The sequence below is a fragment of the Streptomyces sp. NBC_00536 genome, assembly GCF_036346295.1.
In the GTDB taxonomy this organism is placed as follows: domain Bacteria; phylum Actinomycetota; class Actinomycetes; order Streptomycetales; family Streptomycetaceae; genus Streptomyces.
Window position 1 is genome coordinate 4,670,097 of record NZ_CP107819.1, and the last position, 11,508, is coordinate 4,681,604.

Annotated in this window: 9 protein-coding genes and 1 pseudogene; 3 read left to right on the plus strand and 7 right to left on the minus strand. The window is 73.5% G+C overall.

Features of this window, described 5'->3' with window-relative positions; genetic code table 11:
• Positions 1-54: 54 nt before the first annotated feature.
• Positions 55-2,166, plus strand: coding sequence for an FG-GAP repeat domain-containing protein (locus tag OHS33_RS20575; RefSeq protein WP_330331876.1), 2,112 nt, complete (start codon positions 55-57; stop codon positions 2,164-2,166).
• A gap of 15 nt (positions 2,167-2,181) precedes the next feature.
• Here the strand turns inward: OHS33_RS20575 and OHS33_RS20580 are convergent, their stop codons facing one another.
• From OHS33_RS20580 to OHS33_RS20590, 3 genes are all read right to left on the minus strand, one after another.
• Entirely contained in the window at positions 2,182-2,970 is a 789-nt protein-coding gene (locus OHS33_RS20580) for an enoyl-CoA hydratase/isomerase family protein (RefSeq protein WP_330331877.1), read from the minus strand.
• 34 nt (positions 2,971-3,004) lie between these two features.
• Positions 3,005-5,251 carry an acetate--CoA ligase family protein gene (locus tag OHS33_RS20585; protein ID WP_330331878.1) on the minus strand — a complete coding sequence of 749 codons (2,247 nt, stop codon included), beginning with the start codon at positions 5,249-5,251 and terminating at the stop codon, positions 3,005-3,007.
• A 148-nt stretch (positions 5,252-5,399) separates the two neighbouring features.
• Positions 5,400-6,659, minus strand: a complete 1,260-nt coding sequence (locus OHS33_RS20590; protein ID WP_330331879.1) for a flavin-containing monooxygenase — start codon at positions 6,657-6,659, stop codon at positions 5,400-5,402.
• 219 nt (positions 6,660-6,878) lie between these two features.
• Here OHS33_RS20590 and OHS33_RS20595 point away from each other — a divergent pair, with 219 nt between their 5' ends.
• Positions 6,879-7,331 (plus strand): DoxX family protein, encoded by a 453-nt coding sequence (locus OHS33_RS20595; RefSeq protein WP_330331880.1) that lies wholly within the window; start codon positions 6,879-6,881, stop codon positions 7,329-7,331.
• A gap of 50 nt (positions 7,332-7,381) precedes the next feature.
• On the plus strand, positions 7,382-7,813 hold the full coding sequence (locus tag OHS33_RS20600) for a Zn-ribbon domain-containing OB-fold protein (protein WP_330335127.1): 432 nt from the start codon (positions 7,382-7,384) through the stop codon (positions 7,811-7,813).
• On the opposite strand, the gene OHS33_RS20605 is transcribed toward OHS33_RS20600, so the two are convergent.
• The 4 genes and pseudogenes from OHS33_RS20605 to OHS33_RS20620 form a co-directional block, all read right to left on the minus strand.
• Positions 7,810-8,403 (minus strand): TetR/AcrR family transcriptional regulator, encoded by a 594-nt coding sequence (locus tag OHS33_RS20605; RefSeq protein WP_330335352.1) that lies wholly within the window; start codon positions 8,401-8,403, stop codon positions 7,810-7,812. The two genes, OHS33_RS20600 and OHS33_RS20605, sit on opposite strands and share 4 nt — an antisense overlap.
• Positions 8,403-8,774 carry a DUF1304 domain-containing protein gene (locus OHS33_RS20610; RefSeq protein ID WP_330335128.1) on the minus strand — a complete coding sequence of 124 codons (372 nt, stop codon included), beginning with the start codon at positions 8,772-8,774 and terminating at the stop codon, positions 8,403-8,405. The genes OHS33_RS20605 and OHS33_RS20610 overlap by 1 nt, the downstream gene beginning before the upstream one ends.
• 88 nt (positions 8,775-8,862) lie before the next feature.
• Positions 8,863-9,528 (minus strand): annotated as a pseudogene (locus OHS33_RS20615) (pyridoxine/pyridoxamine 5'-phosphate oxidase); the annotation flags it as partial.
• A 757-nt stretch (positions 9,529-10,285) separates the two neighbouring features.
• Positions 10,286-11,485 carry an acetyl-CoA acetyltransferase gene (locus OHS33_RS20620; protein ID WP_330331881.1) on the minus strand — a complete coding sequence of 400 codons (1,200 nt, stop codon included), beginning with the start codon at positions 11,483-11,485 and terminating at the stop codon, positions 10,286-10,288.
• Between the last annotated feature and the right edge of the window lie 23 nt (positions 11,486-11,508).

Here is an 11,508-nt window from a genome sequence, read left to right on the forward strand (position 1 = left end):
CCCCTTCCCTGGTACGCCACCCGACCGCGCAGCGCCGAAAGGACCGAGCACGCCATGAGCCGCCGCCGCCCACTCCGCACGCCCCGCCTCCGAGGACGAGTCGCGGCGGTCGCCGCCGCCATGGCACTCGCCTGCCTGACGGCCACCCCGGCCAGTGCCGATACGGTCCCCAACGGCGCCGTCGCCACCTTCAACTCGGTCTCCCGCATCAGCGCCGCCGGCATGGGATTCCAGTCGGACACGGGCCGCGAGGCGGGCCGGGTCTCGGCCTTCGAGTCCGCGCACCCGGCGCTGCGCCGGGTCAAGGCCGCCGACGTCCTGGCCGCCCCCGACGGCGCGCTCACCGGCCGCGCCCTCTGCCACCCGTCCAACATCGCCGGAGCCCAGGGCTTCTGCTGGAACACCACGGACGACGCCACCGGCGCCTGGACCCCCCAGGGCCTCACCGGCTCCGGCGAATCCCCCCAGTCACAGACCCTGGTCGGGGGCCGCAAGGTACTCATCTCCACCTGGTACGGCGACGGCGGCAGCGAACGCATCACCCTCGTCGACGTGACCGACCCCGCCCACGTCACCTACCGGCACCTTCAGCTCGCCGCCCTCAACAGCTCCGGCGACAACTACACCCCCATCCTCGGTGGCCACGGCCACGGGGTGGTCTGGGCGGGCAGCAAGCTCTACGTCGCTTCCACCGGCAGCAGCCTCGACGTCTTCGACCTGAATGACATATGGAAGATGGACGTCACCACCGGCACGGGATTCGGCCTCGACGCGGGCGGCAAGGCCCAAGGAGCGGGCCACGCCTACGTCCTGCCGCGCCAGGGCACCTACGACTACACCGGCCAGGGAACCGGCTGCGGCGCCTACGCCGGAGTCTCCCAGCGCCCGTGCATCACGGCTGCCTCACTCGACCTCACCGGAGCCCAGCCCGCCCTGGTCACCGCCGAGGGCGACCCCAGCAAGGTCGAAGGTGACTTCGGCAAGGCCGCGGCACCCGTCGTCCGCTGGCCCATCGACCCGGCCACCGGCCTGCTCAAGGCCGACGCGGCAGGCCGCGTCCAGGCCTCCGAGGCCTTCGCCTCGCCGATGGGCGGCACCCAGGGCGTCGCCATGAACAACGGGCGCCTCGTCTTCGCGGGCCCCTGCCCGGAGTTCGTCCCCGCGGAACACCAGGCGGACCAGAGCAACATCCGCCAGTTCCAGGGCTGCCTCTACGACGCCCGCCCGGGTGAGCCCGTACGGCTCGTCACGCGGACCGCGGTGAACCCGGAGAACCTCTCCTACTGGCCCGGGAGCGACCAGCTCTGGGTGATCAACGAAGCCCCCGGCGAGCGCGTCGTCGTCAGCACCCCGTGGCCCAAGGCCACCCCGGCGGGGATGGTGCGGCTGGCGGCAGCGGACTTCTCGGGTGACGGGAAGCAGGACCTGGTCGGTGTCGAGGCGGGGTCGGGGAAGCTGTGGCTCTACCCGGGCAATGGCGTCGGTGGTCTGGGTGACCGGGTGCAGATCGGTGCGGGCTGGGGCGCGATGAGCGAGCTGACGGCCGCTGACTACACCGGTGACGGGAAGCCGGACCTGCTGGCCGTGGAGAACGCGACGGGGAACTTGTACGTGTACCCGGGCACGGGAGCCGCGTCCGGCCTGGGCACGCTCGGCGACCGTACGCAGATCGGTTCGGGCTGGGGCGGGATGCGGGAGCTGACCGCCCTGGACGTGAACAAGGACGGCAAGGCGGATCTGCTGGCCATCGACACGGCCGGTGCGTTGTGGACCTACCCGGGCACGGGTTCCCTGAACGGCGGCAACACCCTCGGCAGTCGGGTGCAGATCGGTGCGGGCTGGAGCGCGATGACCGAGCTGACCGTGCCCGGTGATCTCGATTCCGATGGCAAGGCCGACCTGGTGGCGATCGATGGGGCCGGGACGCTGTGGAAGTACCCCTCCACGGGCGCCCTGAACAGCATGAACACCCTCGGCAACCGCGCACAGCTCGGCACCAACTGGGACAGCATGCGCCAGCTGGTGGGCGCCGACTTCAACGGTGACGGCAAGGGCGACCTGGACGCGGTCGAGGCCCCGGCGGAAGCGACGGGCTCGCTCTACTTCTACCCCGGCAACGGCACCGGCGGCCTCGGCAACCGGGCACAAATCGGCACCAGCTGGTAACTCGGAAGAGACGCCCTAGACGCCCCGGTACTTCGGGGTGCGGCGTTCGACGAAGCTGGCCACGCCTTCGTTCGCGTCGGCCGTCGCCATGTTGATCTCCTGGGCCGTGGCCTCGGCGGCCAGGGCGGTGGCGCGGTCGGTGTCCAGGGAGGCGTTGACCAGCTGTTTGGTCAGGGCCAGGGCCCGGGTCGGGCCCTGGGCCAGGCGCTGGGCCCATTCGCGGGCGGTGGTTTCCAGGGCGTCGGCCGGGACGACGCGGTTGACCAGCCCCAGGCGCTCGGCGTCGGCGGCGGGCAGGGCGTCGCCGAAGAACATCAGCTCCTTCGCCTTCTGCGGGCCGATCAGGCGGGGGAGCAGGTACGCGCCGCCGCCGTCCGGGACCAGACCGCGGCGGACGAAGACCTCGATGAAGCGGGCCGAGTCCGCGGCCAGCACCAGGTCGCAGGCGAAGGCCAGGTGGGCGCCGATCCCGGCCGCCGTGCCGTTGACGGCGGCGATGACGGGCTTCTCGCAGTCCATGACGGACGTGATGAACCGCTGCGCGCCCGTGCGGATCATGCGGGCCACGTCACCCGCGACCCGTTCACCGGCCGGGGCGGGGGAGCCGCGCAGGTCGGCGCCCGCGCAGAAGCCCTTGCCCGTGGCGGTGATGACGACGGCGCGGACGGCCGGGTCGGCGGAGGCTTCGGCGAGCAGGGTCATGATGTGCTCGCGCTGGTCCCAGGTGAGGGCGTTCATGGCCTCGGGGCGGTTCAGCGTGATCCACGAGACGGCGTTCTCGGTGTGGTGCAGGACCTCGTCCATACGGTTCGTTGCTCCAAGGCGTCGGCTGGAGGGTTCAGCGGCAGATGGCCAGGGCGTCCAGGGCCACCGCGCCCTGGCCGCGGGGGAGGACCATGAGGGGGTTGATGTCGAGTTCGGCGAGTTCGCCGCCGAGTTCCAGGGCCATCCGCTGGACCCGCAGGATGACCTCCACGAGTGCCTCGACGTCGGCGGGCGGGGCTCCCCGTACGCCCTCCAGCAGGGCGTGGCCGCGGAGTTCGCCCAGCATGGCGCGGGCCTGGTCCTCGCCGAAGGGCGGGACGCGGACGGCGGTGTCGTTGAGGATCTCGACGAGGACCCCGCCCAGTCCGACGGTGACGGTGGGCCCGAAGAGGTCGTCCTGGGTGACGCCGACGACCATCTCGACGCCCTTCTCCACCATCTGGCAGACGAGGACGCCGTCCAGCGGGATGTTCTCGAAGCGGGCGATGTCGGTCAGCTCGCGGTAGGCGTCGCGTATCTGGCTGGCCGAGGTCAACCCGACCTTCACCAGGCCGAGTTCGGTCTTGTGGGCGAGTTGCGGGCCGGAGGCCTTCATCACCACGGGGTAGCCGACCAGCCCGGCCGCGCGGACGGCGGCCGCGGCGCTGGTGACCAGCTGTTCGCGCGGGACCCGGATGCCGTAGGCGCGCAGCAGCTGCTTCGCGGCGTGCTCGCTGAGCTGCTGGCCGGGCCGCATGAGGGCCTGGGCCTTGCGGTACGAGGGGGACGGCGTCCGGGGGGCGTCGTCGAAGGGGGAACGGTAGGAGGCGGTGAAGCGGTGGTGGCCGAGGTAGGCCCGTACGGCGGTGATGCAGTTGCCGAAGGTGCGGAAGGTCGCGACGCGGGAGGAGCCGAGGAGGGTGGTGCGGTAGGCCTCCTCGGTGCCGACGGGGGAGCCCCAGATGACGCAGATGAGCTTGTCGCTCTCCTCGGCGGCGTCGGCCAAGTCCTGGGCGAGCTTGTCGCTCATCGGCGGGAAGGGGCCGGTGATGGGGCAGATGAGGACGCCGACGGCGGGGTCGGCGAGGATCGCGTCGATGATCTTCCGGCCGCGCCAGTCGCCGACGGGGTGGCCGCCGTTGTCGACGGGGTTGGCGACGTTCAGGTACGCGGGGATCCACTGGTGGAGTTCGTCCTGCTTCGCCCGGGTGAGGGTGGGCAGGCTGAGGCCCGCCTCGGTGGCCAGGTCGGAGAAGTGGGCGCCCGTACCGCCGGAGATGGAGTAGACGACGACCCCGTCGGCGAGCGGCTTGCGGGCGCGGGCCAACAGGGCGGCGGTGTCTTGGAGTTCGTCGAGGCCGTCGACCCGGATCACGCCGAACTGGCGCATGGCCGCGTCCACGACCCGGTCCGCGCCGGTGAGCTTGCCGGTGTGCGAGGCGGCCATGCGGGCGCCGGTCTCGGTGCGCCCGACCTTGACGGCGACGACGGGTACGCCGTTGCGGGCGGCCCGGTCGGCGGCGAGCAGGAAGGAGCGGCCGTCCTTGAGCCCCTCGACGTAGCAGGCGATCGCCCCGACCTCGGGCCGCTCGGCGAAGTAGGAGATGAAGTCGGAGGTCTCCAGGTCGGCCTCGTTGCCCGTCGGGGCCCAGTGGGAGAGGCGGATGCCCAGCTCCTGGAGGGTGTAGACGGGCCGCCCCTGGTGGCCGGACTGGGTGATCAGCGCGATCGCCGGGCCGTCGAGGTCCTCGCGGAAGGCCTCGAAGGCGTTGAGGTTGGTGTTCGGGCCGAGCAGGCGCAGTCCGGAGCGCCGCACGGCGGCGCCGAGCCGGGCCTGGGCGGCCGCGCCCGCGTCGCCGGTCTCGGCGAAGCCGGAGGCGAAGGCGACCGCGAACTTGACCTTGGATTCGGCGAGTTCCTCGATGACCGGGAGCGGGTCGGCGACCAGCAGGACGGCCAGGTCCACCTGTTCGGGCAGCTCGGCGACGGAGGCGTGGCAGGCCAGGCCGAAGACGCTGGTGCGGGTGGGGTGTACGGGGTGGAGGCGGGCGCCGACGCGGTCCGCCCAGGCGATGAGCTGGCGGGTGATGCCGGTGTTGGGGCGGCCCTCGGCGTCGGAGGCGCCGATGACGGCGACGGACTCGGGGCGGAAGAACCGGTCCAGGTCCGGGACGTCGGCGTGCAGCGGCCGGCCGCTGACGTCGACGGGGGCGGCGGCCGGGTCGGCGCCTTCCGCGGCGGGGGCCGCCGTGGAGTGGACCGCGGTTCGGGGGGTCTCCCCGCAGGCCTCGACCCGGGCGCGGAAGTGAGTGGTGAGGGTGCCGTGAGTAGATCCAAGCATCGTTCCGCCCGCTTCCCGCTCGATGACTGCCTCGCTGATCGTCAAATAACTGACGCATGGTCAGGTTACTGAACTGACGGGCCGTCAGGAACAGGGCTGCGCAGGAAAGCTGGTGCGTGGGTTTGGTGAAGGTCCCCGGGCCGCGCGGCTAGGAGAGGCGGCGCGGGAGGGCTTTGGCTATCTTCTCGGCGTCCAGGGCCAGCTCACGCAGCATTCCACTGATCGGGTTCGTGAAACCGGTGAAATACAGCCCCGGGGCCGAAACGTGGCTGCGGCCGCCCCGCGCCAGCGGCCGGCCGCGCCCGTCCAGTACGCCGAGGTGGCCGACCAGGCCCTCCAGGGCGCGGCGGTAGCCGGTGGCCGCGATCACGACGTCCGGGCTGATCCGGGACCCGTCCGCGAGGACCACCTCGCCGCCGTCGAAGGACTCGACCGCCGCGACCGGTACGACCGTACGCGCCCGGACCGCGTCGATCAGGCCGACGTCCTGGACCGGGATCGCCCCCTCGCGGACCCGGCTGTAGAGCCCGGTGGCGGGGCGGGGGAGCCCGTACGCCGACAGGTCGGGCACCGACGCCTTCGCGACGAGGGCGCCGAGCCGGTCGACCAGGCGGACGGGGAGGCGGCGGACCAGGATGCCGGTGCGCTGCGCGGGCCAGCCGGCGGTGGAGCGGCGCACGATGTGGGGGGCGGTGCGGACGGCGAGGCGGACGCTCTTGGCGGGGCCTTCGGGGCCGCCGCCCGGCTGGGTCTTGGTCCGTCTTCCCCGGCCCTTGGCCTTGCCTCCGGTGCCGCCTTCGGTGAGGTCGACGGCGATCTCGGCGCCCGTGTTGCCCGCGCCGACGACGAGGACGTCGAGGTCCGCGAAGGGGGCGGGGGAGCGGTAGTCGCTCGCGTGCAGCAGCCGCCCGGTGTACGAGCCCCGGCCCGGCCAGTCGGGGAGTGCGGGCGTGTGGTTGAAGCCGGTGGCCACGACCACGGCGGCGGCGGCCAGTTCGCGGCCGCCGGTGGCGTGCAGGGTCCAGCCGGTGGCGCCCCCGTCGCCGCTCCCGTCTTCGGGTGCGCGGTCGATGCGGGTGACCTCGACGCCGGTGATGATCTCCAGCTCGTGGTGCTCGGCGTACTTCTCCAGATAGCGCACGACGTCGTCCCGCGAGACCCAGCGCCCGAAGCGGCGCGGTATCCGCAGGCCCGGGAGGCCGGAGAGGCGGCGCGTGGTGTGCAGGTGGAGCCGGTCGTAGTGGCCCCGCCAGGAGGTGCCGACCCGGTCCGCCTTCTCGATCACCACGGCGCGGACGCCCTTGGCGCGCAGCGCGGCGGCGACGGCGAGGCCTCCCGGCCCGGCGCCGATCACGTAGACGGGGCGGGGCTGGGTCGTCATGTCGGGCTGTGCGGGCGCTCCAGGCATGAGGTGTGAGCGTATCGCCGGGGGCGGCCGGTGGGTCTCGGACGGGCGGGGAATCGGTTGCGGATCGGTCACGGGTGATGGGTGGGGGGTGACGGGTGACGGGTGACGGGTGGGGGCGTGCCGCGGGGTGGATCGGTGCGGGCTCTTGCGGGAAGGCGGCGCATCCGGTGAACTGACGTACCGTCAGATAGAGCTGGTCGAGGGTGGAGGGACTGCCGCATGCAGAGCGTCTGGCTCAGTGGGGCCGAATGGCTCGCCGTGCTCCGGATCGGCCTCGGCCTGTGGTGGCTGGAGAGCTGGCGGCACAAGGACAAGAAGGGCTGGTTCGAGCGCGGTACGGGCATCGCCTGGGCGGCGGACGTCGCGGGCAAGCACCGCTGGGGATTCGTCCGGGGCGGCTTCGACGCGGTGGTCAAGCCGCGGCCGAAGGTGATGGCGTACCTCGTCGTCTACGCCGAACTCGCCCTGGGGCTGGGCCTGGTCGCGGGATTCCTCACGCCGGTCGCGCTGATCGCCGGGCTGCTGCTGAACCTGCTGTACCTGGTGCTGATGATCCACGACTGGGCCGAGCAGGGGCAGAACGCCATGATGGCGCTCATCTCGTTCGTGGCGCTGGTGACGATGAGCTGGCAGGTCTGGTCCGTCGACGCGGCGATGGGACTGTTCCTGTGAGCGGGGTGAGTGGGGTGAGTGGGACAGGTAAGGCGAGTGCGGTGAGTGCGGTGAGTGCGGTGCGGTTCGATCTGCCGGAGCCCGACGAGTTCACCCGGCCCTACTGGGACGCGGCGGCCGACGGTCGGCTGCTGCTGCGCCGCTGCGCCGACTGCGGCCGGGTGCACCACTACCCGCGCGAGTTCTGCCCGCACTGCTGGGCGGGCGAGGACCGGGTGACCTGGGAGCCCGCGAGCGGCCGGGCGACCCTCTACACCTGGTCGGTGGTGTACCGGAACGACCTGCCGCCCTTCGGCGCCCGGGTTCCGTACGTCGCCGCCGTCGTCGACCTCGCGGAAGGGCCCCGGATGATGACCGAGGTCGTCGGCTGCGCCGCGGACGGCCTGCGCGTCGGGATGCCGCTGGAGGTCACCTTCCGGACGCAGGGCGAAGGGGCGGCCGCGGTCTCGGTGGCGGTGTTCCGGCCCGGGGGCACTCCTTAGGGGTTCAGGGTCTGGGGCGGTGCGCCGTGGCGGTGCAGGACGATCAGCAGGCGCCACACGTCGGTCGCCACCGTCCGCGGCGGGCCGGCCAGGAGGCCGTGGACCCAGTCCGCCAGGACCCCGGTGAAGGTGGCCGCGACCGCGGAGGCGATCAGCTCCGGGGCGGCGCCGCCCGCCGCGGTGCGCTCGGCCAGGCTGCGTTCGCGCAGCTCCCGGTGCAGGGTGTCGCCCAGCGGGCCGCCGCCGCCGGGGTGCAGCAGGGTGCGGTACAGGTCGGCGCGCGCGTCCTCGGCGACGCCCTCGAAGAAGGCGGTCAGGGCGGGCGGCGGGGCCGCCGGGTCGGGGATCCCGCGCCAGGAGTGCAGGGCCTCGACCGCCTCCCGTACCGTCTCGGCGCACGCGTCCACGGCCAGGTCCTGTACGTCGGTGTAGTGCAGGTAGAACGTGGCCCGGGCGACCCCGGCCCGCCGGACCAGCATCGCCACGGAGATCTCCCGCAGCGGCCGCTGCGCGCACTCCGCGAGCAGCGCCTCGTGCAGCCGCTCCCGGGTCCGGGCGGTGCGCGGGTCCCCGGCGGGCCGCGGGCTCATCAGGCGCCCTGCCCGGCGAGGAGTACGGCGGCGAGCGCGAGCGCGCCCGGGAGTGCCTGGGCGAAGAGGATCCGGCGGTTGGCGGTGAGGCCGCCGTACAGCCCGGCGATGACCACGCAGGCGAGGAAGAACACCTGCACGCGGTGGCCGGTGGGGTCGGCGGCGATCAGGCCCCAGACCAGACCGGCGGCGAGGAAGCCGTTGTAGAGGCCCTGATTGGCGGCCAGGGGGGCGGTGGCCTTGGCCATGGCGGCGTCGAAGCCGGACAGTCCGCGGCCCGGGGCCCGCTCCCACAGGAACATCTCCAGCACCAGGATGTAGGTGTGCAGCAGTGCGACGAGCCCGACGAGTACCTGTGCGGTGGTGTGCACGGTGGCCGTCCTTCCGGTCATGGCGATGATGGACAGGTGTCCAGAATAAATGGACACCTGTCCACCTGTCCACCTGAGTGAGGGCTCGGGGCCAGAGCAGTTCGCGGGTCCAGGTGCCGTCGGGCGTACGGCGGTAGCGCAGCCGGACGTGGCGGCGCTGGGCGTCGCCCTGGAAGAACTCGACCTCGTCGGCGTCGAGCACGTACGCCGTCCAGGTCGGCGCCGGGGCGTCCGGCTCGGCCGCGGCCCGCTCCCACGCCTCGGCCGAGGCGCGCGCCAGCTCGTCCAGCGAGCCGAGCACCTCGCTCTGGTGGCCGGTGAGCGCCGCGGCGAGCGCGCCGCGCGAGCGTACGGAGAGGTCCGCGCGGCTCTTGGCGGCGCCCGCCGCGGTGACCCGGCCCCGGATGCGGACCTGACGGGCGACGGCGGGCCAGTAGAAGCCGAGCGCGGCCTCGGGGTGGGCGGCGAGCTGACGGCCCTTGGCGCTGGTGGAGTGGGAGGCGAAGTGCCAGCCGTCGGCGTCGGCGCCGTGCAGCATGACGGTGCGCGCGTCGGGACGGCCTTCGGCGTCGACGGTGGCCAGCGTCATGGTGTGCGGCTCCGGCTGCCCGGCCTTGGCGGCGTCCGTGAACCAGGTGCGGAAGAGGGGGAGCGGGGTGGCGGGGGCGGTGCCCGGGTCGAAGGCGGGGAGCGGCTCCGTGTCCCACACGCGCAGGGAGCGGAGGGTCTCGCTGAACTCGGCGTCGGTCGTCATGCGGACATGGAACCACCGGGTCCGGGGCCCGGGCGGAGCCCCCTTGGCCTGGCCGGCCGGGCCGCCTGGCCTGCCCGCGGGGGGCGCGGCCACTTCAGCCTGCCGGTGTGCCCGGCCGGGGTGCGGGCCTTTCGGCCCGGCGGGGCTCGGAGGGGTGCCCAGGGCGTGGCCGCTTCAGCCTGCCCGGCGTTTGAGGGCCCGCCGGAGGCGCGACTGCCCGCAGGGGTCGACGGGCCTGCTGGGGGTCGATGCCCGGTTGGAGGGTGTGCGTTCCGCCTGGTGGCGGTTCCCTCCGGGGGCGCCTCAAACGCCGGCGGGGCTGGGGGGTGTGGCCGCTTCAGCCCGGCGGGGCTGGGGGTGGGCTGGGGTGTCGGGGTGCCTAGGGCGTGGCCACTTCAGCCTGCCCGGCGTGCCCGGTCGGGGCACGGGCCTTTCGGCCCGGCGGGGCTGGGGGTGTCGGGGTGCCTAGGGCGTGGCCATTTCAGCCTGCCCGGCGTTTGAGGGCCCGCCGGAGGCCAAGCGGGCCGCCCGCCGGAGGCCAAGTGGGCCTGCCAGGGCCAAGCTCCGGCCTGCCAGGGCCTGGCCATTTTCAGCCTGCCCGGCGATTGAGGGCCCGCCGGAGGCCAAGTCCCCGCCCGCCGGAGGCCAACTGGGCCCGCCAGGGGCAAGCCCCGGCCTGCCAGGGCCAAGCTCCGGCCCGCCAGGGCCAAGCCCCGCCCGCCGCCGGGGGCAGCCTCCGCACGCCCGGGGGTTGGGGTCAGCGGCCCAGGATTACCGTGCCCGAGGAGCAGAACCAGCCGCCTGTGCCCGACGCGAGGGCGATTTCCGGGAGGCGGGCGCCGGGGCGGCGGACCTGGCCCGCGCCCGCTTCGCCGCGCAATTGGCGGACCGCTTCGACGAGGAGGAAGAGGCCCCGCATGCCGGGGTGGCAGGCGGACAGGCCACCGCCGTCGGTGTTGACCGGGAGTTCGCCGTCCCGCAGCAGGCGGCCCTTCTCCACGAAGGCACCGCCCTCGCCCTTCGCGCAGAAGCCCAGGTCCTCCAGGGTGACCAGGGTCATGTAGGTGAAGGCGTCGTAGAGTTCGGCGACGTCGACGTCCGCCGGGGTCACCCCCGCCCGCTCGAAGGCCAGCCGCCCCGAGACGGCCGCCGGGGAGACGGTGAAGTCGTCCCATTCGGACATCGTGGTGTGCGAGACGGCGGTCCCGGTGCCGAGGACCCACACCGGCGCCTTCGCCGTGTCGGGTACGAGGTCCTCCGCGACCAGAAGCACCGCGCAGCCGCCGTCCGAGCGGATGCAGCAGTGCAGTTTCGTGAAGGGGTCCGCGATCATGTCACCGGAGAGCACCTCCTCGATGGTGATGGGGTCGCGGAACATCGCGTCGGGGTTGGTCGCGGCGTTGGCGCGGGCCTGGACGGCGACCGAGGCCAGCTGCTCCAGCGTGGTCCCGTACTCGTGCATGTGGCGCCGCGCCGCCATCGCGTACTTGGCGACCAGCGTGTGCCCGTACGGCACCTCGAACTGCAGCGGTCCGCGCGCGCCGAAGGAGAGGTTGGAGGTGCGCCGCCGCGCCTTGATGTCGGCGCGGGCGGTGGATCCGTAGACCAGGAGCACGGCCTTGGCGTGGCCCGCGGCGATGGCGTCGGCGGCGTGGGCCGCCATGACCTCCCAGGTCGAGCCGCCGACCGAGGTGGAGTCCACCCAGGTGGGGCGCAGTCCCAGGTACTCGGCGACCTCGACCGGTGCCAGGGTGCCGAGGCCGGCCGAGGCGAAGCCGTCGATCACCGAGCGGTCCAGTCCGGAGTCGGCGAGCGCGCGGCGCGCGGCCTGGGCGTGCAGGGCGTACGGGGTGGGGCCGTCCACCCGTCCGCAGTCGGAGAGGGCGACGCCGGCGACCGCGACCCGGCGGCGGGGGCGGGGGCGCGTCGTGGGTGATGTCGGTGTGGGTCCAGGCATGGGGTGACGGTATAACTGACGGG